The following is a 21,582-nucleotide window of genomic DNA, read 5'->3' as shown; positions in this document are numbered from 1 at the left end:
TGCGAATTTATTCAACAAGCGTGCCGCGCCGCACGTTCAGGTCGAGCACACCGACGGCGCGTTGCAGGCGCAGCACGGCCCGGTTGTAATTGTAGACAGCTTCGTAGTACCGCGCCTGCAGTTCGAGGTTTTCACGGACGGCCCGCACGAGGTTTTCGGTGTCGCCGAGGTCCAGGTCGAAGTTGATCTGTTCGGTGCGCAGCCATTCCTTGCTGATGGTCAGGGCCCGGTCGCGGGCTTCCAGCGCCGCCTGTGCGATCCGGACGTTGCGGTAGGCTTCTTCGACTTCGAAGCGCACGAGCTGGCGGGCGGCTTCCAGCTGGTAGGCCACTTCGTTGCGCTGGGCGCGGGCCTGCTCGACGCGGGCGCGCGTCTGGCCGAAGTTCAGGTTCAGCCGGAAGCCGAGCCCGGCCCGCAGGCTTTCGCCCAGGTAGGGATCGCTGATGTACGGATTGGGCTGGCGGTAGCGGCCGGCCGTGTAGGTCCAGCGGCCGGAGATGCCCAGGAACAGCTTCGGGTAGTAGTCCGAGCGGGCCACATCCACGAGGGCTTCGCGGGCGGCCAGTCCGGCCCGGGCCTGCTGGATCTCTGGGCGGTTGGCTTCGGCCAGTTCCAGGTAGGTTTCCAGTGGCTGGAGCGTGAACGAAAGGGGCGCCAGCGGCCCTTCGGCCGGGTCGATCACCACGCTATCGGGCAGCAGGAGCTGACGGGCCAGCGCCGAGCGGGCGATCCGGTGGCGCTCTTCGGCTTCGACGACACGCTGCAGGTACTCCTGCTCGGTGATGCGGAGCTGAAACAGGTCGGCGTCGTCCACCGTGGGGTCGCCTTCCTGCAGCAGACGGTTCACCTCTTCCTTGGCGCGGTCCAGGATTTCGCCGGTTTCGCGGGCCAGACGGAGCAGCGCTTCGGTGAGCTGAAGGCTGAAGTACAGCTCGCCGGTGCGGGCAGCCACTTCCAGCGCTTTCTGGCGCGTGCCGGCGGCCTCGACCTCGGTGCCGTAGCGGGCGGCCCGGATCTGGCCGCTGAGTTCGCCCCAGGTCCACAGCGGCTGGATGAGCTGGATTTCGAGCTGGTTGAACGGCCGCACGTTGCGCCAGTCGTTGCGCACCTCGGGATTCAGGTACAGGGCTTCGGTGGAAAAGGTGTTGTTTTCAGGGATCTTGAGGCCCGGCCCCACAGCGTGGGCGGTCTGGAGCTGAAACTGCGTCAGGAAGCGGCTGGCGCGGGCCTGATCGTAGCGGGCTTCGGCGAAATCCTGTCGGGCTTCGACGGCCTGCAGGTCGGGGCTGACTTCGAGCGCGCGTTGCAGCGTCTGAATCAGCGTCAGACGGAGCGTGTCGGCCGACTGCGCCCGGGCTTCGAGCAGTCCCGGGCCCAGGGTCAGCAACCACGCGCAGAGCAGCAAGGGACGCATACGGCAAACTCGGATTTTTTGCATTTTCGACTGGACAGAATCCATGCGGGCGGCTACCTTATTGCAAAAACTCTTCCCCGCACCCGCCTATGCTATCCGGACCACAGCCGCTGGGACAAATTTTAAAAGAAGTCATCGAACGATGGGGGCTGCGCGGGCGCATCGACGCCGTGCACATCATCGAAACCTGGGCGGCGCTGGCCGGCCCCCGGATCAATCGGGTGACGGATTCGGCCTGGGTGCGCGATCGCAAACTCTACGTGCGCCTGACCTCGGCGGCCTGGCGCCATACGCTGCACCTGCAGCGGGAGCAGTGGCGCGCCCGCCTGAACGAAGCGCTGGGCGCGCCGCTGATCGACGAAATCGTCTTCAAGTAACGGCTATGCTTCGTAGCGGCCGAAAGCCACGGCCGTGTTGTGCCCGCCGAAACCGAAGGCGTTGCTGATCGCCACACGTACGGGGCGCTGCTGCGGCGCGTTGAACGTGTAGTTCAGGTCGCATTCGGGATCGGGGTGCTCGAAGTTGATGGTGGGCGGTACGGTCTGGTGTACGATGGCCAGGATCGTGGCGATGGCCTCGACGGCGCCGGCCGCGCCCAGCAGGTGGCCCGTCATGCTCTTCGTTGAGGACACGTTCATCCGGTAGGCGTGCTCGCCGAAGACGCGCTTGATCGCCTTCGTTTCGGCCACGTCGCCCAGTGGGGTGGACGTGCCGTGCATATTGATGTAGTCAACGTCTTCGGGCCGGAGGTTCGCGTCGCGCAGCAGGGCCTGCATGGCCAGGACCGCCCCTTCGCCTTCGGGATCCGGGGCGGTGATGTGGTGGGCGTCGGCCGACATGCCGATGCCGAGCACCTCGGCGTAGATGCGGGCGCCGCGTCGGCGCGCGTGCTCCAGCTCTTCGAGCACCAGCGCCCCGGCGCCTTCGCCCATGACGAACCCGTCGCGGGTGGCGTCGAAGGGACGGCTGGCCCGGGCCGGGTCGTCGTTGCGGGTGGAGAGCGCCTTCATCGCGTTGAAGCCGCCCAGTGCCATTTCGGTGATGGGCGCCTCGCTGCCACCGCAGAGCACCACGTCGGCCATGCCCCGCTGAATGAGCAGAAAAGCGTCGCCGAGGTTGTGGTTGGCCGTGGCGCAGGCGGAGACGACGGCGTAGTTGGGGCCGCGGAAGCCGTAGCGGATGGCCAGGTGACCGGCCGAGATGTCGGGAATGAGCATCGGAATGAACAGCGGCGAGATGAAGCGCGCGCCCCGCTGCAGATACTGGGCGGTCTGCTCCTGAAACACCTGCATGCCGCCGATCCCGCTGCCGAAGACCACCCCGATCCGGTCTTTTTCCGAAGCGGCGAGCTTTTCGGGATCCAGTCCGGCATCCCGGAGCGCCTCGTCGGTGGCCACCAGCGCGTACTGGGCGAAGGGGTCCAGGCGCCGGGCCGTTTTGCGGTCCATGTAGTCCAGCGGATCGAACCCCTTCAGTTCGCAGGCGAAGTGCGTATCGAACGGGGTAGGATCGAAGCGGGTGATGGGGGCCGCCCCGCTTTTGCCCTGCAGCAGCGCTTCCCAGAAGTCCGGGACGTTCAGCCCGATGGGCGTCAGGGCGCCCATGCCCGTGACCACAACGCGTCGTCGCTGTGCCATGATCGTTTCCGGTTCGGACAGGTACAGAAAAGCCCGGCGCATCGCGCAATCGGGTGCCGCCGGGCTCGGAACAGAGGCTCGATCAGGCCTGGCCGATCTTTTCCTTCAGGTACTTGATCGCGTCGCCCACCGTCACAATCTTCTCCGCCTCTTCGTCGGGGATCGTGATGTCGAATTCTTTTTCAAATTCCATGATGAGTTCGACCGTGTCGAGCGAGTCGGCCCCGAGGTCGTTCGTGAAGGAAGCCTCCGGCGTGATGTCGGCCTCGTCGACGCCGAGCTTCTCCACGATGATGGCTTTCACCTTGGCTTCGATGTCGTTGGTGGCCATAGTGCTACGCCTCCTTGGTTGATCCGCGGTTTTGCTGTCGAGAGTGTGCGGGCCGAGGCCCGTAGCTCGTAAATCATCCCAAAATACAACACCACGGCTTGCGGGGCAACGTGGTGCTGCAGACGAAGCCCGCCAACGTGCAACCTTATCAAGGGGTTCCGTGGAATCGTTCTTCACATAAAGCGTTGAACCCTGTAAGCAAACGGGGCGTTAACGGCTCGCTTTAAAAAGAATTTGGCTGCAGCTAAACCTTTGAGGGAGCTTCGATGGCCTACCTGTTTACTTCCGAGTCGGTCTCCGAAGGGCATCCGGACAAGATCGCCGATCAGATCTCGGATGCCATTCTGGACGCGATGCTGGCGCAGGACCCGCACAGCCGCGTGGCCGTGGAGACGCTGGTGACCACCGGACTGGTGGTGCTTTCCGGGGAAGTCTACACGCGCGCGCACGTCGACGTGCAGCAGATCGCCCGGGACGTCATCCGCGAAATCGGCTACACGGATCCGCGGCTTCGCTTCGATGCCGACAGCTGCGGCGTGCTCTCCAGCATCCACGAGCAGAGCCCGGACATCCGTCAGGGTGTCGATGGGGCGCCCACCGGCGAGCAGGGCGCGGGCGATCAGGGCATGATGTTCGGTTACGCCTGCCGCGAGACGCCCGAGCTGATGCCGTTGCCGATCATGCTGGCGCATCGGCTCGTGCGTGAGCTGGCCCGCATCCGCAAGGAAGAGCCACACCTGATGCCGTATCTGCGCCCGGATGCTAAAAGCCAGGTGACGGTCGAGTACGAGGACGACCGACGCACACCCCGGCGCATCCACACGGTGGTCGTCTCGACCCAGCACGCCGAAGACGTCACGCAGGAGCGCATTCGCGAAGACATCCGGGAGATTCTGCTGCCGCGCGTGCTCCCGCCCGAGCTGGTGGACGACCGGCTTATCCTGCATGTGAACCCGACCGGCCGCTTCGTCATCGGTGGGCCGCACGGCGACACGGGGCTGACCGGCCGCAAGATCATCGTGGACACCTACGGCGGCAAAGGGGCGCATGGCGGTGGGGCCTTCAGCGGCAAGGACCCGTCCAAGGTGGACCGCTCGGGTGCCTACGCCGCCCGCTACGTGGCCAAAAACATCGTGGGCGCCGGACTCGCCGACGAGGTGGAGGTGCAGATTGCCTATGCGATCGGTCTGGCCGAGCCGGTCTCGATCGACGTGAACACGTTCGGCACGGGCGTCGTGCCCGATGCAGTGCTGGTGGAGGCCGTGCGCGAGGTCTTCGATCTGCGGCCGGCCGCGATCATCCGGGATCTGGATCTGCTCAAGCCGCGCTATCGGGCCACGGCCGCCTACGGCCACTTCGGACGTCCGGAGTTTCCGTGGGAGGCGCTCGACCGCGTCGAAGAACTCAAGCAGGCCGTTTCACGCTATGCCTGACAAAGCCGGCACAGGCTTTTCGAGGGGCCGCTGCGAGGCGGCCCTTTTTTTGTTACCTTTTGCCTGAACCGAAGTGCACGGGCTTTTCGATGAACGGCCGGTTCCGGGCGATTGTACTGATCGCGTTGCTGGTGGAGGCGGGCGTCTCCGGATTGCAGGCGCAACCCCGGCGCGAGGTGTTGCAGGCTCCGGCCACGAAGGCGACTCCCGAAGGACGCATCGATCCGACTACGGGACGCTGGCAGGCGCGCTACCGCGTGCGCACCCCGGTGGCCTGGCAGGGAAGCGCAGATGCCACCGCCCGCGCCTATCTCCGCATGGAGGCGGTGCGTTTCGGCTGGCGGCAGCCCGACCGCACGCTGGCCGTGGACCGCGTGCGCACCACGCCCTACGCCATGCACGTACGCTTCCGCCAGACGCTGGCCGGCCTTCCCGTCTACGGGCGCTACGTGCAGGTCAACCTGAACCGCCAGGGCCGGCCTACGCTGGTGCTCAGCGGCTACGACCCCCGGCTGGAGGCCTACGCCGCCCGTTTTGATCCGACGCCACGGCTTTCGGCAACCGCGGCGCTGAACGAAGCGCGGCGCCGCCTGGCGCAGCCCGAGGCACCGACGACCACGCCGGAGCTGGTCGTATGGCCCGCGGAGCCGCCACGCCTGGCCTGGCACTTCGTGCTCTGGCCGCAGGATCGGCCCGACGAGTGGGCCGTGCTGGTCGATGCCCGCAGCGGCGAGTTGCTGCACGTGCGAAGTCAGGCCGTCCAGGAGCGGCCTGCGAAGGCGACCCGGGCAAAGGCGACGGCAGCGTGGACGCCTACCGCACCGTTGCCGGTGGGACTGGTCGCGGGTGAGGGGATGGTGTTCGATCCCGATCCGCTGGCGACGGCAGGCGTCCCCTACGGCGGCGCCTACGCCGACAACGACGACGCCGACACGCCCGAGCTGAACGCCGAGCGGCTGGTCGTCACGCTTCCCGACATCACGCAGGGCGGGGATGGCCTCTACCGGCTCGAGGGTCCTTACGTGCGCATCACCGGCGACATTCCGGGCATTGCCGACACGCCCTACGACCCACCGGCCGAGGCTACGCCCGATGCCTTCCGGTATACCCGCGCTGACGACCACTTCGAGGCCGTCATGGCCTACTACCAAATCGACCGCAGCCAGCGCTATGTGCAGCAGCTCGATCTGGGCACGGCGGTGCTGGCCACGCCGATCCGGGTGAACCCGCACGGCTTCGGCCAGCAGGACAACTCGCAATTCTATCCCTCGCAGAACGCGATCGTTTTCGGCGATGGTGGCGTGGACGATGCCGAGGACGCCACGGTGATCTGGCACGAGTACATGCACGCGCTGCTGGAGGACGCAGCGCCGGGTTTACTCGGCGACAACGAAGGGCGCGCGCTCCACGAAGGGTGGGCCGACTACTGGGCGGCCTCCTATGTGCGCGGATTGGTCGAAGCCGGTCTGGTGCGCCGCACGGACTGGGACTTCGTCTTTCGCTGGGACAGCGGCGACGGGACGATCTGGGAAGGACGGCACATCGCCTTCACCGGGCGCTACCCGGAAGACACGAACTGCGATCGGGAGGACACGCCCCGCCAGTCCTGCAACATCTACGAAGACGGGCTGCTCTGGACGACCGTGCTCATGGAGATTCAGAACGTGCTCGGAAAGGCCGTCACCGACCGGCTGGCGATGGCCGCCGCGCTGTATCTGAGTCCGCCGGCCACGTTCCGGGATGCGGCGCAGGCGCTCCTGCAGGCCGACATGGACTATTACGACGGGGCGCACCTGGCCGTGCTGATCGACCGGCTGGGCGCCCGCGGGCTGGTCGATCCGGACGCCATTCGGCTGGTGGTGCGCCACGATCCGAACCAGGATGTGCGCATTGAGACCGACCATCTAATGCTGCAGGTGGTGGCCGTCGCCCGGGGCGACTCGGTGGTGCGCGTGCAGGCCTTCTACGAGCAGGCCGGGCAATTCGTCCCGACGGCCCTGTTTCAACCTGTCAACGACACGCTCTTCGAGGGACAAATTCCCTGGGACGGCGTGCCGGGGCGGTTCCGGTACTACCTGGAGGCCGAGACGGCCGGCGGCTGGGTACTCCGCCAGCCGCTTCAGGCCCCGGTGCAGACCTACGAGGTGGACGTGGGGCGTGTGGCGACGGCCGACGTGCTGCAGGTGGCACGGGCCGGCTCCGGTTGGCGACAGGGAGGCGCCGCCTGGACCGTGGATGGGCGATTGGAAGGCTACACGACGCTGGTGCTGTTGCCCGTGTCGCTGGCCACCAATGCCGATCGACTGCGGCTGCACCTGACGCATCGGTTCAATTTCGGAATGACTTGCGAGGGCTATCTGGAAAGTTCGGCCGACGGCGGCCGCACCTGGGAAGTGCTGTTGCCTGAAAGCGGCGGCACCCCGAAGCGTCCCTTTGGCGCGGCGAGTCCGCCCGAGGGCATGCAGCACACGTTCGATCTCTCGGAGGCGGCGGGTAGCCAGCAGTGGCTGCGGTTTACCTTTGGCTGCACGGCGGCCGATCCAAGTGCCTTCTGGACGATCGAAAAACTGGAGCTGGAGCAGGCCACGCGCGATCCCGCGCTGCGCACGCGCCACGCGACGCAACTGCTGGCGCCTTTCCCGAATCCGTTCCGCCGGCAGGCTTCGATTCCCTTCACGCTGGACGCCGTCCGGCATGTGCGGCTGGTCGTCTATGACCTGCTGGGACGCGAGGTGGCCCGGCTCGTGGATGCCACGCTGTCGGCAGGCAGCCACGTGGCCATGTTCCGTCCGGAAGGACTGGCCGCTGGCATGTACCTGATCCGGCTGGAGGCGGACGGGCGGGTTCAGACGCGCTCCGTTCTGTTTCTTCCGGAACGACCGTGAAGTTCGGACAAATTGCGACCGAAGCCGCGGCTGAGGCGTAAGAGGCTGGCCGAAAACGAATTCACTCAAAGCATTCGGGACGATGGACTACAAGGAAGGAGCCTACAAGGTGCGGGATCTGAGCCTGGCCGAAGCGGGCCGGAAGCGGATCGAGTGGGCCGAAAGCCGTATGCCCGTGCTCATGCACCTGCGCGAGCGTTACAGCAAGACGCAGCCGTTCAAAGGCTACAAAATCGCCGGCTGTCTGCACGTGACCAAGGAGACGGCCGTGCTGATCGAGACGTTCAAAGCCTGCGGTGCCGAGGTGGCCTGGAGCGGCTGCAACCCGCTTTCGACGCAGGACGACATCGCCGCTGCGCTGGCCGTGGCCGGTGTCGAGATCTACGCCTGGCACGGCCAGACCGTCGAAGAATTCTACTGGAGCATCGAGCGCACGCTGGACAAGCCCCCGCACCTGACGCTCGACGACGGCGCCGACCTGATTTTCACCGTCCATCACAAGCGCCCGGACCTGGCGCAGCACATCATCGGCGGCTCGGAGGAGACGACCACCGGTGTCAAGCGGCTGCGCGCCATGGCCGCCGATGGCAAGCTGCTCTACCCGGTCTTTGCCGTCAACGACGCCGAGACGAAGTGGGACTTCGACAACGTCTACGGCACGGGCCAGTCCACGATCGACGGCATTCTGCGGGCGACGAGCGTGCTGCTGGCCGGCAAAAACTTCGTGGTGGCCGGCTACGGCCATTGCGGCCGGGGCGTGGCTATGCGGGCGCGTGGCATGGGCGCCAACGTCATTGTCACCGAAGTGAAGCCCACGGCGGCCCTGAAGGCCGTGCTCGACGGCTTCCGCGTGATGCCCATGGACGAGGCCGCCGAGATCGGCGACATCTTCGTGACGGCCACCGGCATGAAGGACGTGATCCGCGGCCGCCACTTCCGGAAAATGAAGGACGGGGCCATCGTGTGCAACACGGGCCACTACGACGTGGAACTGAACCTGAAGGAACTGGCCGAGCTGGCCGTGCGCGTGCGTGAAGTGCGGCCCAACAACAAGGAGTACCTGCTCGAAAACGGCCGCCGCATCTACGTGCTGGCCGACGGCCGTCTGGTCAACCTGGCCGCGGCCGAGGGGCATCCGTCCGAGGTCATGGACATGAGCTTCGCCAACCAGTTCATGGCGCACCTGATGCTCGTCGAGAAGCACAAGGCGGGCGAAAAGCTGCCGCCGCAGGTGATCGATCTGCCCGAAGAGCTGGACCAGGAGATCGCCCGCATCAAGCTGGAAACGATGGGCATCCGGATCGACACGCTCACCGACGAGCAGCGGGCCTACGCCACCGACTACACGGCCGGCACCTGAGGCCGACCAGCTACGAACCTTTTCAGGGCCATCCCGATGGATGGCCCTTTTTTATCGGCCAACAGGAGGTTTCAGGCGACAGAGGCGATAGAGGGCGGTTTCTTCGTCGGGTGTGAGCGGACGCCACCGGCCGGGTTCCAGACCGTCGAGGCGCAGTGGGCCGATGGCCACGCGGACCAGGCGGAGCGTCGGGTGCCCCACGGCGGCCGTCATGCGGCGCACCTGTCGGTTTTTGCCTTCCCGAATGGAGATCTCCAGCCAGCAGGTGGGCACCGTCTTGCGGTAGCGAATGGGCATGGGGCGTGGCGGCAGCTCCGGCGGCTCGATGCGGCGCACGCGGGCCGGGCGCGTCCGGTAGCCGCCTGCGATCACCACGCCCTCGGCCAGACGCCGGAGCGCCTCGTCGTCGGGAATGCGTTCGACCTGCGCCCAGTAGGTGCGCCAGTGCCCGTACCGCGGGTGTAACAGCCGGTACTTGAGCAACCCGTCGTTGGTGAGCAGCAACAGCCCTTCGCTGTCCATGTCCAGTCGCCCGACCGGATAGACGTCTGGCACGTCAATGTAATCCTTGAGCGTCGGGCGTCCTTCCCGATCGGTGAACTGGCTCAGGACGCCGTAGGGCTTCCAGAACAGAATGTGTCGGACCGGTTTGCGCATGAACCCGCTTCGCCATTTTTTATCCGCACCTTAAACGGCCGGCGCGTTCATCGGTTGAACCCGGCACGGGCTGGTTCGTATCAGCCGCCTGGCTCTGCATCCTTTCGAATTCAGCCGACCGTTTGCCATGCGACGCGCCCTTCCACTGCTGGGATTGCTGCTGCTGCCGTTGATCGAAGTCGGGTGTTCACAGAATGCCCATTCCGAAAAGCCGGAGCCGGCCGCGCCTCAGGTGGTGGCCGATACCGTGGATGTGCAGACCCAGCTTTACCGCTCGCGGGAGACGGCCATCACGCGGGCCGTGCGCGAGGTCTCGCCGGCCGTGGTCAGCATCAACGTGCTGGAAGTGCAGCGTGTGCTGTATCGCGATCCGTTTGCCGACTTTTTCAACGACCCGATCTGGGAGTTCTTCTTCGGAGGGCCGCGCTCGCGCATCATCGAACGCCAGATTCACGCGATCGGCTCGGGCTTTATCATCTCGCCGGACGGGTACATCGTCACGAACGACCACGTGGTGGGGAACGCCACGAAGATCACCGTCTCGTTTCCCGACGGTCGGGCCATGGATGCCGAGCTGGTGGGCACCGATCCGGTCACGGACATCGCGCTGCTGAAGGTGAATCCGGATCGGCCGCTGCCCTACCTGCGCTTCAGCAAGAGCGAGCCGATCGTGGGCGAATGGGTGATCGCGCTGGGTAATCCGTACGGGCTGTTCGAGGCGGCCCCGCCGACGGTGACGGTGGGCGTGGTCAGTGCGGTGGGACGCAACCTGCCCGCCCAAGATGGCCGGCTCTACCGCGACATGATCCAGACCGACGCGGCCATCAACCAGGGCAACTCGGGCGGACCGCTGGTGAACGCGCTCGGCGAGGTGATCGGCATGAACGCGGCCATCTACACGGAAACGGGCGGCTCGGTGGGCATCGGCTTCGCCATTCCGGCCGACAAAATCCAGCGCATCGTGGCCGAGTTGAAGGAGAAGGGCTACGTGGACCGCTCCTACTACACGGGCCTGTACGTGCGGGATCTGACGCCGCGGATTGCCCAGGCGCTGGGCGCGCCCGATACGCGCGGCGTGTTTGTGACCGACGTCGATCCCGGCTCGCCTGCCGACGAAGCCGGTCTGCGGCCCTACGATGTGATCAGATCGTTCGGCGGCACGCCCGTCGCCAACAGCGACGACCTGCGGGCCCGGCTGTTCGACTTCCGGCCCGGCGACCGCGTGCAGGTGGAGGTGCTGCGCGAAGGAAAGCGCCTGACGCTGGAAATGCGCATCGGACGCCAGGAGTCGTCGCGGCGATGAAGTACACGACGCTGCTGCTGGGGCTGGCGTTGCTGTTGGCGGGGTGCTTTCCGTCGTCGTGCCGCCGTGAAGAACCCACGGCGCTGCTCCCGTCCGATTCGCTCTCGCGCCGGGTGGCGGCCACCGTCCCCTTCGACACGCTGCGGCCGCTGTGGATGGTCTCGGCCTCCGAGACGCTGCCGCTCAAGCGCCCCCGCACCGTGCAGCTTGGCCCCGACGGCCTGCTCTACGTCAGCGACGCCGAGCGGCATTTTCTGGCCGTGCTCGACACGACCGGCGCGTTGCGCGACACGCTGCGGCCGGCCGGGGTGCGCTATCCGTACCTGGCCGGCTTCCGGAGCGATACGCTGGTGGTGCTGGCGCCCGAGGCCCGGGAGCTTGTGCTGATCGCCCGACGCCGTGTGGTGCAGCGGTTGGCGCTACCGGCCGAGCTGCCCGACCGGGCGCTGCTCTATGCGGCGGCCACGCCGGACGGCTACTTCGTCAAGGCCGTCCGCGAAGGACAGGGCGGGCTGCTGGTGCAGCTCGACCGGCAGGGGCACGTCGTGCGTCGGCAAAAGCTCCCCGAACCCTACTGGCGCTACGCCGGGTTTGTGCGTCCCCGGGGCGACACGCTGCTGAGCCTAGCCGGCTTCCGGCCCGTAATCGACCGCTGGTGGCCCGACGGTCGGCTCGACACGCTGGCGCTGGTGGGCTTCGATTCGCCCATGCTGGCCCGAAGCCGCGCCTTTCTCGTAGGGGAGGTGCACGAAGCGCCGCTGCTCACGTCGTCGGCCGTGCCCGTCGATTCGCTGCTCTTTGTGCTCAACCTGCGACCCGGCTGGGTGCAGATCGACGTGTACGGCCTGCGCGACGGCCGGCTGCGTCACCGGCTGATTCCTCCGGAGCAGCGCCTGAATCGCCGGTTTTACCCGCACGATCTGGCCGTGCAGTGCCGGGACGCTTCGTGCCTGCTGGTGGTGGTGCTGAACGATCCGGATCCCCGGATCGTGGCCTATCGCTGGGAACGGTAGGGGAACAGTGCCGCAACGTGACCGTGCTACCTAACCTGCTGCATGCTTTAATCGATCACCGGGAGCCATGGGACAGGTGCTGACCGAACTGAAGACGCTGGGGGACCTGAAGGAGGCAGGCTATCGGCCGCTGTCGGTCAAGGACGAGCTGCGCAAGAACCTGATCGCCAAACTGCGGCGCGGCGAGGAGATCTTTCCCGGAATCATCGGCTACGAACGGACCGTCATTCCCCAGATCCAGAACGCCATTCTGGGGCGGCACGACATGATCCTGCTCGGGCTGCGCGGCCAGGCCAAAACGCGCATCATCCGGATGCTTCCCGAACTGCTTGACGAATACATCCCGATCATCAAGGGCAGCGAGGTCAACGACAATCCGTTCGCCCCGATCTCCAAGTACGGTCGCGAGATGGTGGCCGACATGGGCGACGACACGCCCATCGAATGGCTCCATCGAAGCCGGCGCTATGCCGAAAAGCTCGCCACTCCCGACACGACCATCGCCGACCTGATCGGCGACATCGACCCCATCAAGGCGGCCAACCAACGGCTGACCTACGCCGACGAAGAGGTCATCCACTTCGGCCTGATTCCCCGCACGAACCGGGGCATCTTCGCCATCAACGAGCTACCCGACCTGCAGCCGCGCATTCAGGTGGGCCTGCTCAACATCCTGGAGGAGCAGGACATTCAGATTCGCGGCTTCAACATTCGCTTTCCGCTCGACATCCTGCTCGTTTTCACGGCCAACCCGGAGGATTACACGAACCGCGGCAACATCATCACGCCGCTGAAGGACCGCATCGACAGCCAGATCATCACGCACTATCCGAAAACGATCGAGATCGGCATTGCCATCACGCAACAGGAAGCCTGGCAGGAGCGCGACGGCCAGGTGCGCGTGCACGTGCCCTACTTCTTCCGGGAGATCATCGAGCAGATCGCCTTCGAGGCGCGCCAGAGCGAGTACGTGGATCAGAAGTCCGGCGTGTCGGTGCGCATGACGCGGGCGGCGCTCGAATGCCTGATCTCGGCGGCCGAACGCCGGGCCCTGCTGAACGGCGAAGCGGAAACCACCGTGCGGATCAGCGACCTGCTCTTTGTGGAGCCGGCCATCACCGGCAAGATCGAGCTGGTGTACGAAGGCGAGCAGGAGGGCGTGCAGAACGTGGCGCGGATGCTCGTCGGGCGTGCCGTCAAGGCCATCTTCCCGCGCTACTTCCCGGATCCGGCCAACCGCAAGGAGGGGCGGGCCGTCTACCAGCCCATTCTGGACTGGTTCGCGAAGGGCGGGCAGGTGGAGCTGACGCCCGAACTTCCTTTCGACGAGTACGCCCGCCGGCTGGATGCCGTGGAGGGACTCTGCGCGCTCGTGCAGCGCTACACGCATCCGGCCACCCCGGCTGAGACGGCTTCGATGATGGAGTTCGTGCTGGAGGCGCTCCACCAGCACTCGCTGCTCGGCAAGGATCTGCTCGACCAGGAGACCCGCTACAGCGACATCATGGGCTCGATGCTCTCGTCGCTGGGCCGGGACGACGACGAAGAGGACGAAGACGACGAATTCTTCCGCCGCTACCGATGAAAGCCCCTGCGACAGAGCTTACGTTCCACATTCGCGAGGCGACGCCGGACGACGCCGAAACGCTCGTCGCCCTGATTCTGGAACTGGCCGACTACGAAAAATTGCGCCACGAAGCCCGGCCCGATCCCGAGGCGCTTCGGGCGCACCTGCACCCGGACGCTTCGCCCCGCTGTGAAGCGCTGGTGGCCGAAGACCCGGCGACGGGCGAGGCGCTGGGCTTTGCCCTTTTCTTTGCGAACTATTCAACCTTTCTGACCCGCTGGGGCATTCATCTGGAAGATATTTACGTACGTCCGGCCTACCGGGGTCGCGGAATCGGATTTGCGTTGCTGAAGCGCGTGGCCGAAATTGCCGTCGCGCGTGGCGCGAAGCGGCTGGAGTGGCAGGTGCTCGACTGGAACGAGCCGGCGCTCCGCTTTTACCGGAAGCTGGGCGCGCGCCCGATGCGGGAATGGATCACGATGCGGCTGAGCGGCGAGGCGCTGGAGCAGCTGGGACGAAGCGGAACGGACGCGTGAGGCTACTGGCAACCTTCGATGGGCACCAGCCGACCGTCGGGCGCGATGCGCTCGCACCGCTCCGGCGGACGCGTGGGAAAGCGCTCGATCGGTACGTCGGGGTCCCGGTCGCGCGGCACGTAGTGCGTATGGTTGCCGTGCGGGACCTCGTAGTAAGGGCGCCGGCTGAACAGATCGAGTGCGTCGGCCACGGCCAGCAGCACGAACAACAGGATAACCAGCCCGAGAATCCAGCGACCCCAGCGCATAGACGCCTGCATGTGCGGGTGAAAACCTGCTCTGCTAATGGTCAAGCGGACGAGCAGGTTTCGAGGGCGAAAGGGATTTCCGTAGTTTCTGACACGAACCCAACGAAAATAAACGACCATGGACAGACATCCGATCTGGTTTAACGGCAAGCTGGTGCCGTTCGAAGAGGCGAAGATCCACGTGCTCTCGCACGTGGTGCACTACGGTTCGTCGGTGTTCGAGGGGATCCGCTGCTACAACACGGCGCGGGGGCCGGCCGTCTTCCGGTTGCGAGAGCACATGCGGCGGCTGCTCGACTCGGCCCGGATCTATCGCATGGAGGTGCCCTACACGCTGGAAGAACTGGAAACGGCTGCGCTCGAAACCATCCGCGCCAGCGGCCTGAAGGCCTGCTACATCCGGCCGGTGGTCTTCCGAGGGATGGGCAGTCTGGGCGTTAACCCGTTGAACAGCCCGGTTGAAGTCTTCATTGCGGTCTGGGACTGGGGCGCCTATCTGGGCGATGAAGCGCTGGAGCAGGGCGTGGATGTGCAGGTGAGCACCTGGAACCGGATGGCGCCCAACACACTGCCCGCCATGGCCAAGGCCGGCGCCAACTACGCGAACGCGGCGCTGGTCAAAATGGAGGCCGTGCTCAACGGCTACTCCGAGGGCATCATGCTGTCGGTGGACGGCTACGTGGCCGAAGGTAGTGGCGAAAATCTGTTCCTGGTGCGGGACGGCATCATCTACACGGCACCGCTGACGCTGTCGATCCTGCCGGGCATCACGCGCGATGCGGTCATCACGCTGGCGCGCGATCTGGGCTATACGGTGATCGAGCAGCCCATCCCGCGCGAGGCGCTCTACATTGCCGACGAGCTGTTCTTCACGGGCACGGCCGCCGAGATCACGCCGATCCGTTCGGTCGATCGCTACACGATCGGCCAGGGGCGGCGTGGCCCGGTGACCGAGGCCCTGCAGCGGGCGTTCTTCGAGATCGTCCGTGAGGGCAAAGATCCCTACGGCTGGCTGACGTTCGTCGAGGTCCCCCGCGAGGCAAGCGTTTCCTCCTGAGCCATGGCCCAGAGTCCGCTGACCGAACTGGGACGCTGGCTGCTGCTGATGGGCGTCGTGCTGGTGGTGCTGGGCGGATTGCTGCTCCTGCTGGGGCGACTGCCTCAGTTGCCCTTCGGCCGTCTGCCCGGCGACTTCAGCTGGGAGAAGGGCAACTTCCGCATCTACTTCCCGCTGGGCACGATGCTGCTGGTCAGCCTGGTGCTGACAATCCTGCTCAATCTGCTGCTTCGGATCTTTCGCTGAAGGGCAGGGCTTCGGCACCGGCCGCCGCCCGTTCGATGAGTGCGTGGGCCAGTTCCCGGCCCAGGTAGGCGTCGATGAGCCAGTGGGCCAGGTAGATGAGCGGTGTGATGGCTACGGCGATGGCGAACTTGTAGCCGTAGTTGAACAGCGTGATGGCCAGAATCTGCGGAAAGGCAAGCTGGCCGGCAAAGGCGACCGTCAGCACCACCAGCGTGTCGATGAACTGGGAGCCGAACGTCGAGCCCGTCGCCCGTAGCCAGAGCCAGCGGCCGCGCGTCAGGCGTCGGAGCCAGTGGAACAGCGTGATGTCGGCGAGCTGGCCCAGCAGGTAGGCCGTCAGGCTGCCCAGGATGACCCGTCCGGTTGCTCCGAAGACCGTCTCGAAAGCCTCCTGCGGAACAGGAGAGATGTCGGCCGCCGGTACGGCTATGGCCAGTCGGAGCAGGGCAAACTCGAACACAACCATCCCCATCCCGACCATCGTCACGAACCGGATGCCCTTCTTGCCGAAGTATTCGTTCATGATGTCCGTGACGATGAACGTGATGGGGAAGGCCAGCACGCCGGCCGTCATCACCACCTCGCCGAAGGTCATGCCCAGCAGGTGCAGCGTGAAGGGCAACCGAAAGGCGGTGAAAAACTTGGAAGCGGTGGCTTCGGCCAGCACCAGCGCCGTGATGAAGATCGCCGTGCAGACGACGAAGACCTTCTGCGGGCGGCTCAGGACGTAAGCCTCGCGGAGCATACGGCGTGCTCAGGAGCCGGTCGCACTTTCCGCTGCTTCTTCCGATTCGTCCTCGTCAATCCGCAGGCGGTCCAGCAGCTCGCTGAGCAGGCGCAATTCTTCGGGTGAGAGGCGGCTCATCAGGCGCTCCTGGGCTGCGTCCACCACTGGCTGCATTCGGGCCAGTAGCTCCAGCCCCTTTTCCGTAATGCCCACCTCGACCACGCGCTTGTCATGACTGGCCCGACTGCGTGTGACGAGACCGGCCCGTTCCAGACGGTTGAGCAGCCGGTTGACGTCCGGCGTGCGGTCGAGCATCCGGCGACCGATTTCCGTGCAGGTGAGCTTGCCGGGGTGGCTTCCCCGGAGAATGCGCAGCACGTTGTACTGCGTGGGCGTAACGCCAAAGGGCGCCATGAGCGCTGACAGTTCGTTCAGCAGCCACGAACTGGTCACCAGAATGTTGAGCAGCGCTTCCTGAGCGGGCGAGGCGAAACGGGTCTGCTTGATGCGCTCCGAGAGTTTCATCGGAGAGATACGTAGTTTATCGTAATTATCACGATGGCGCTAAACCTACAAAGTTCGGCGCCAACGGGCAAGTCCCCGAAGCGTTCCAGAAAGTTTCAACAGGAGGGGGTGTCAAAAGGTTTGCGGGGCGGCCTGCATGTTGCTAAATTCGCTCTGTGTTCTTCGACATGCGCCGCTGGTTCCGCTTCGGCGGATGAAAAGGGAATCCAGTGGCCTGGCCCACCGGGCCGGGGAATCTGGAGCTGTACCCGCAACTGTGAGTCGTGGCTGCGGCCGGCGGGCGAAGAAGCCGACGGTCACTGTCTGCTCCGGGCAGATGGGAAGGCCGGCGGTGGAGCCTGTGTCGGGCCCGTTCCGTCATCCGACGGAACCCACGGCGAGCCAGGAGACCTGCCAGCGGCGTCAGGCCGAAGCCTCCGGGAACTGAGGTCCGCGCCTGATGCACCGGCTGTTCGACCGCACCGGCCTTGAGGCCGGCCGTTCTGTCGTTCTGGCATGGCTGCGCTGGCCCGGACCTCGCATTGAGGTAACGGGCTTTTTTATGAGCTTTTCTGTTGTTCGCTGCGGACTGGTGTTGCTGGGACTCGGGTGCGTGCTGGGCGCCCGGGCCCAGGAACGGGCCGATACCACGCTGGCGCTGCCGCCGGTCGTCGTCGAAGGGGAGCGCCTCGAGCAGACGCGGGAAGCCGGAAGGCGGCTGTGGCGTCTGGAAGCGGCCGAGCTGGAACGCACCGACGCGACCACGGCGGCCGAGCTGCTGGAAGCGCGGACCGGGCTCTTCGTCAAACGCTACGGGAGCGGCGGACTGGCCACGCTCTCGCTGCGCGGAAGCAGCGCCACGCAGACACTTCTGCTCATCGACGGGCACCGTGTGGCCGATCCGCAATCGGGCCTGATCGACCTGACGCTGCTGCCCACCGTCCTGCTCTCGTCCGTCGAGGTGGTGCACGGACCGGCCGCTGCCACCTACGGATCGGGCGCCATCGGCGGCGTGGTGCGGCTCTACACGCTGCAGCCGGCAGTGCGCCCGGGCGGCCGGGTGGCGTTGCGGCTGGGCGCCTACGGTGAACGAAGCCTGGGCGTGGTCGCGCATGCCGGGGCAGGACGCGTGGCCGTGCTGGGGGCCGTCGAGCACAGCCGCACCATCGGCGACTATCCGTATCCCAATCCGCTCCCGCCGCCGGCGGTGCGTCGCCGCGAAGGGGCCGACCGGGCGATGACCTCGGCGTTCGGCAAGGTGCGCTACGAGGGCACCTGGCGGTTCGAGGGGACGCTGTGGCTGACCGAGGCGCGCCGGAGCCTGCCCGGTCCGGGCAACGCGCCACCTGTCGATGCGCACCAGACCGACCGCCAGCGCCGCCTGCTGCTGCTGGCCGAGCGGCCGTTGCCGGCCGGACGGCTCACGCTGCGCGGTAGCTACCAGCACACGCTGCTGGCCTACGTCAACCGGTTCGCCGGCGAGGCCGACACCACGCGCACGCGCGGGCTGGCGCTGGAAGCGACGCTCGACCGGGCGCTGCACCCGCGCTGGGCCCTGACCGCCCGGGCCGAAACCCGGTGGGAGCGGGCGGCGCTGCGCGGTGGCGTCGATCAACGCGCGGTCGCGCTGGCGCTCCACCTGTCCGGGCGCCGGGGACGGCTACGCCTCTACCCGGCGCTGCGGCTGGATCTGTACGCGACGGCCGGCCGCACCTTCCACGCACTCAGCCCCCGGCTTGGCCTGAACCTGGCCCTGAAGGAAGGGATGCTGCACCTGAAAGGGCTGGTGGGGCGTGCCTTTCGGGCGCCCACGCTGGGCGAGCGCTTCTTCCGGCCCGGCGGCAACCCCGATCTGAAGCCCGAGCGCGGCTGGACCGTCGAAGCTGGTCTGTACGCACGTCTTCGGCCTTTCGTGCTGGAACTGACGGCCTTTCAGACCACGCTGACGGATCAGATCGTCTGGTATCCGGGCTTCGTGGCGCCGGGCCTGCAGCTCTGGCGGCCCATCAACGTCGGGCGCGTGCGCACGCGCGGCCTGGAAGCCTCGCTTCGGGCCGATGTGCCGCTGGCCGCGTCGCTTCGGCTGCAAAGTGGCCTTTTCTACACGTTCACCCGTGCCGAAGACCGCTCGAATCCGGCCACGCGGGCCTACGGCCACCAGCTTCGCTACGTACCGCCGCACCAGCTCAAGGCTTTTCTGGATGTGCTGGCCGGCCCGCTCACGCTGGGACTCGACGCCCGCCACACCGGCCGCCGCTATCTCACCACCGACGAAACCCAGGCGCTGGCGCCCTTCACCGTGCTCGACGCCCATCTGCGCCTGACGCAGTCGGTCGCCCGGACCCGGCTGTCCTTCGGCCTGACCGTCGAGAACCTGACCGACACGGCCTACGAGGTCGTGCGCTTCTATCCGATGCCACCGCGCCACGTGCGCGTGCAGCTTCGCATAGACCTGCTTCCCTGAACCGCAAACAAAACGAAAGGAGCGACAGATGATGCGACGCCTGCTATTGCTGATTGCACTGCCGCTGCTCGTGCTGAGCGGCTGTGACCTGCTGGGCAGCGAAGACGATGGAGAACAGCTCGTAACCACCGGCGTGCTGGTGGGCAACGGCGGAAACTTCAGCGACCAGAACGGCTCGCTGACCTTCTACAATCCGGCAAACGGACAGACCGCGACGCTGGCGCTGAACGCCTTCGTGCAGAGCCTGACGCTGCATGAAGGACGGGCCTATGTGGTGCTGAACACGTTCAGCGTCGGGCACGTCGCCGTGGTCGATGTTGCCACGCAACAGCTCGTCGGGCGCATCGATGGCCTGCCCAACCCGCGCTATCTGGCCTTTGCCGCCGACAACAAAGCTTACGTGACGAACATGATCTTCGGCGGCAACGGACTCGTGTTTGCCGTCGATCCGGCCGCGCTGACCATCATGGTCGATTCGATCGAGGTGGGGCCCTATCCCGAGGGCGTGGTCGCCCATGAGGGGCGCGTGTACGTGGCCAACTACGGCTCGCTGGGGGCCGGGCGGACGATCTCGGTGATCGACGCCGCGACGGATCAGGTGGTCGGTACGCTCGAACCCGGCTGCGACGGCCCGAAGGCACTTTTCATCGACGAAGAGGAGGAGCTGGTGGTCGTCTGCCAGGGCAAGACGGTCTACAACGAGGATTACAGCGCGATCATCGAGCAGACGAATGGCCAGGTGGTGTTCATGAATCCGGGTACCGGGGCGGTGACGGCCCGGCTGACGTTCGACGTGCAGCTCGGCTCGGCTAACTTCACCCAGGTGGCTTACTATGCGCCGGCGGCCGAAGAGCTGTACGTCATCAGCAGCATCAGCAATGAGGTCTTCCGCATCGACACCGACGCCAATGCGCTGGCGGCCACGCTGTCCGTGCCCGAAGCGGCCGATCTGTCCGCGCTGTCGGCCGTCGCCTACGATGCGGCGCAGCGGCGCCTCTACGTGGCCCGGCTGGCCGCCGGACCGAACGGCGCGCCCGACTACACGGCCGCCGGTGCCGTGGTCATTCTGGACCGCAACGGCCGGCAGGTGGGCCGCTTCACCGTCGGCCCGGCGCCGTCCCACATCGAACTGGTGCAGGAGACGCGCTGATGCGGATCGACCGCTGCCTCTGCTTCCAGCGGACGTTCGCGGAACTGAAAGCCGTGGCCGCGCAGACCGGAGCCGGCAGCGTCGAGGACCTACAGCGCCACGTGCGCTTCGGCCTCCGCTGCCGGCTCTGTCTGCCCTACGTGCGTCGCATGCTCCAGACCGGCCAGACCGTCTTTCATGAAATCATTCAGGAAGCGTCGGACTCATAATCTGTTGCAACAAATTCTGGCGTAACGGCGTTGGGCGGCCAGAAGACCCGTTTGCTTCGGTGGCCACGCTGCTGTACATCTTTCCCCATCCGGATGACGAGAGCTTCGGGCCGGCGCCGGCCATCGCCCGCCAGCGACGCGAAGGCCATGCCGTGCACCTGCTGACGCTCACGCGCGGAGAGGCCACCCGCCAGCGGCACCATCACGGCTACAGCAAGCCCGAAATGGGCCGGGTCCGCTTCGAGGAAATGCAGTGCGTGGCCGAAGTGCTTGGGCTGTCCAGCCTGGAGGTGCTGGACTTCCCGGACGGTGAGCTGGCCGAACTGGACCCCCGCGTGCTGGAAGACGTTGTGGCCCGTGTCATCGAGCGCCATCGGCCTGACGTGGTGGTGACCTACCCGGTGCACGGCATCAGCGGACACCCGGACCATCTGGTCACGCACGCCGTCGTCAAGCGCGTCGGCTGTGCACTGCGGGAGCGGCTCGGTGTGCCGCGGCGGCTGGCTTTTTTCACCTTACCCGAAGGGCTCGAAAAGAAACCGGCCCACCTGCACACTTCCCCCCGGGAGCGCATCGACGCCTGCGTTTCGTTCACCGCCGAAGATCTCGAGCGGGCCGAGGCGGCGCTGGCCTGCTACCGGACCTACCGGCGCGTCATCGAAAAGCACCGGCCGCTGGAATCGGTGGCCGAGGGCGTCTGCTTCGAGCTGTTTCAGGAAACGTTCGATCCGCCGCTGGATGACCTGACCGATCGCCTGCCCGTCGTTGAAAATCCAGCACATAACGCTTCGATAACATAAAACGGCCGTTTCCCCTGTATTTTGTTTGCGTTAAAAAACCG

21 protein-coding genes and 1 riboswitch are annotated in these 21,582 nt (G+C 66.1%); of the genes, 14 read left to right on the top strand and 7 right to left on the bottom strand.

The features are described 5' to 3' along the window. Positions 1–7 precede the first annotated feature (7 nt). Positions 8–1,414, bottom strand: coding sequence for a TolC family protein (locus GYH26_RS14440; protein ID WP_161542245.1), 1,407 nt, complete (start codon positions 1,412–1,414; stop codon positions 8–10). Positions 1,415–1,503: 89 nt separating this feature from the next. On the opposite strand from GYH26_RS14440, the gene GYH26_RS14435 reads away from it, so the two are divergent. Next, on the top strand, positions 1,504–1,791 hold the full coding sequence (locus tag GYH26_RS14435) for a DUF721 domain-containing protein (protein WP_014068141.1): 288 nt from the start codon (positions 1,504–1,506) through the stop codon (positions 1,789–1,791). Positions 1,792–1,794: 3 nt separating this feature from the next. Here GYH26_RS14435 and fabF read toward each other — a convergent pair whose 3' ends face one another. Together fabF and GYH26_RS14425 are read right to left on the bottom strand one after the other, a co-directional pair. Next, positions 1,795–3,093, bottom strand: a complete 1,299-nt coding sequence (gene fabF / locus GYH26_RS14430) for a beta-ketoacyl-ACP synthase II (protein ID WP_161542244.1) — start codon at positions 3,091–3,093, stop codon at positions 1,795–1,797. A gap of 40 nt (positions 3,094–3,133) precedes the next feature. Next, on the bottom strand, positions 3,134–3,382 hold the full coding sequence (locus GYH26_RS14425; RefSeq protein ID WP_012845171.1) for an acyl carrier protein: 249 nt from the start codon (positions 3,380–3,382) through the stop codon (positions 3,134–3,136). Positions 3,383–3,648: 266 nt separating this feature from the next. On the opposite strand from GYH26_RS14425, the gene metK reads away from it, so the two are divergent. The 3 genes from metK to GYH26_RS14410 all read left to right on the top strand — a co-directional run bounded on the left by metK (position 3,649) and on the right by GYH26_RS14410 (position 9,060). Continuing rightward, positions 3,649–4,815, top strand: a complete 1,167-nt coding sequence (gene metK, locus GYH26_RS14420) for a methionine adenosyltransferase (RefSeq protein WP_161542243.1) — start codon at positions 3,649–3,651, stop codon at positions 4,813–4,815. A gap of 89 nt (positions 4,816–4,904) precedes the next feature. Next, a complete protein-coding gene (locus tag GYH26_RS14415) occupies positions 4,905–7,700 on the top strand; it encodes a T9SS type A sorting domain-containing protein (protein WP_161542242.1) in 2,796 nt (931 codons plus the stop codon). A gap of 82 nt (positions 7,701–7,782) precedes the next feature. After that, entirely contained in the window at positions 7,783–9,060 is a 1,278-nt protein-coding gene (locus GYH26_RS14410) for an adenosylhomocysteinase (RefSeq protein WP_161542241.1), read from the top strand. A gap of 51 nt (positions 9,061–9,111) precedes the next feature. Here the strand turns inward: GYH26_RS14410 and GYH26_RS14405 are convergent, their stop codons facing one another. Beyond that, the gene (locus GYH26_RS14405; protein ID WP_161542240.1) at positions 9,112–9,717 is read right to left on the bottom strand and encodes a pseudouridine synthase; all 606 of its coding nucleotides are present in this window, start codon (positions 9,715–9,717) and stop codon (positions 9,112–9,114) included. Positions 9,718–9,844: 127 nt separating this feature from the next. Here GYH26_RS14405 and GYH26_RS14400 point away from each other — a divergent pair, with 127 nt between their 5' ends. The 4 genes from GYH26_RS14400 to GYH26_RS14385 all read left to right on the top strand — a co-directional run bounded on the left by GYH26_RS14400 (position 9,845) and on the right by GYH26_RS14385 (position 14,136). After that, positions 9,845–11,020 (top strand): S1C family serine protease, encoded by a 1,176-nt coding sequence (locus GYH26_RS14400; RefSeq protein ID WP_161542239.1) that lies wholly within the window; start codon positions 9,845–9,847, stop codon positions 11,018–11,020. Then, positions 11,017–12,033, top strand: coding sequence for a hypothetical protein (locus tag GYH26_RS14395; RefSeq protein WP_161542238.1), 1,017 nt, complete (start codon positions 11,017–11,019; stop codon positions 12,031–12,033). Before GYH26_RS14400 ends, GYH26_RS14395 begins: the two co-directional genes overlap by 4 nt. A gap of 67 nt (positions 12,034–12,100) precedes the next feature. Then, positions 12,101–13,618: an AAA family ATPase gene (locus GYH26_RS14390; RefSeq protein ID WP_161542237.1), complete on the top strand. Its 1,518-nt coding sequence runs from the start codon at positions 12,101–12,103 to the stop codon at positions 13,616–13,618. Then, on the top strand, positions 13,615–14,136 hold the full coding sequence (locus GYH26_RS14385) for a GNAT family N-acetyltransferase (RefSeq protein ID WP_161542236.1): 522 nt from the start codon (positions 13,615–13,617) through the stop codon (positions 14,134–14,136). Before GYH26_RS14390 ends, GYH26_RS14385 begins: the two co-directional genes overlap by 4 nt. Before the next feature lie 2 nt (positions 14,137–14,138). On the opposite strand, the gene GYH26_RS14380 is transcribed toward GYH26_RS14385, so the two are convergent. Beyond that, positions 14,139–14,384 carry a hypothetical protein gene (locus tag GYH26_RS14380; protein ID WP_155815951.1) on the bottom strand — a complete coding sequence of 82 codons (246 nt, stop codon included), beginning with the start codon at positions 14,382–14,384 and terminating at the stop codon, positions 14,139–14,141. Positions 14,385–14,502: 118 nt separating this feature from the next. Here GYH26_RS14380 and GYH26_RS14375 point away from each other — a divergent pair, with 118 nt between their 5' ends. Further along, a complete protein-coding gene (locus GYH26_RS14375) occupies positions 14,503–15,441 on the top strand; it encodes a branched-chain amino acid transaminase (protein ID WP_161542235.1) in 939 nt (312 codons plus the stop codon). Between the two features lie 3 nt (positions 15,442–15,444). Beyond that, the gene (locus GYH26_RS14370; RefSeq protein ID WP_174238091.1) at positions 15,445–15,687 is read left to right on the top strand and encodes a DUF2905 domain-containing protein; all 243 of its coding nucleotides are present in this window, start codon (positions 15,445–15,447) and stop codon (positions 15,685–15,687) included. Here the strand turns inward: GYH26_RS14370 and GYH26_RS14365 are convergent. Continuing rightward, entirely contained in the window at positions 15,659–16,432 is a 774-nt protein-coding gene (locus GYH26_RS14365; protein WP_161542234.1) for a queuosine precursor transporter, read from the bottom strand. The two genes, GYH26_RS14370 and GYH26_RS14365, sit on opposite strands and share 29 nt — an antisense overlap. 9 nt (positions 16,433–16,441) lie before the next feature. Then, the gene (locus GYH26_RS14360) at positions 16,442–16,939 is read right to left on the bottom strand and encodes a MarR family winged helix-turn-helix transcriptional regulator (protein WP_161542233.1); all 498 of its coding nucleotides are present in this window, start codon (positions 16,937–16,939) and stop codon (positions 16,442–16,444) included. A 159-nt stretch (positions 16,940–17,098) separates the two neighbouring features. After that, a riboswitch (cobalamin riboswitch) is annotated at positions 17,099–17,351 on the top strand. Between the two features lie 129 nt (positions 17,352–17,480). On the opposite strand from GYH26_RS14360, the gene GYH26_RS14355 reads away from it, so the two are divergent. The 4 genes from GYH26_RS14355 to GYH26_RS14340 are packed head-to-tail and all read left to right on the top strand — an operon-like array spanning position 17,481 to position 21,541. Continuing rightward, entirely contained in the window at positions 17,481–19,382 is a 1,902-nt protein-coding gene (locus tag GYH26_RS14355; RefSeq protein ID WP_242006468.1) for a TonB-dependent receptor plug domain-containing protein, read from the top strand. Between the two features lie 31 nt (positions 19,383–19,413). Next, positions 19,414–20,532, top strand: a complete 1,119-nt coding sequence (locus GYH26_RS14350; protein WP_242006466.1) for a hypothetical protein — start codon at positions 19,414–19,416, stop codon at positions 20,530–20,532. After that, complete coding sequence (locus GYH26_RS14345; protein WP_012845155.1) at positions 20,532–20,741, top strand: (2Fe-2S)-binding protein; 210 nt, start codon at positions 20,532–20,534, stop codon at positions 20,739–20,741. Before GYH26_RS14350 ends, GYH26_RS14345 begins: the two co-directional genes overlap by 1 nt. A 59-nt stretch (positions 20,742–20,800) precedes the next feature. After that, positions 20,801–21,541 carry a PIG-L deacetylase family protein gene (locus GYH26_RS14340; RefSeq protein ID WP_161542230.1) on the top strand — a complete coding sequence of 247 codons (741 nt, stop codon included), beginning with the start codon at positions 20,801–20,803 and terminating at the stop codon, positions 21,539–21,541. Positions 21,542–21,582 lie beyond the last annotated feature (41 nt).

Origin of the sequence: Rhodothermus marinus (genome assembly GCF_009936275.1) — a bacterium.
GTDB classification, from domain to species: domain Bacteria; phylum Bacteroidota; class Rhodothermia; order Rhodothermales; family Rhodothermaceae; genus Rhodothermus; species Rhodothermus marinus_A.
This window is presented reverse-complemented; position numbering and strand designations above follow the sequence as displayed.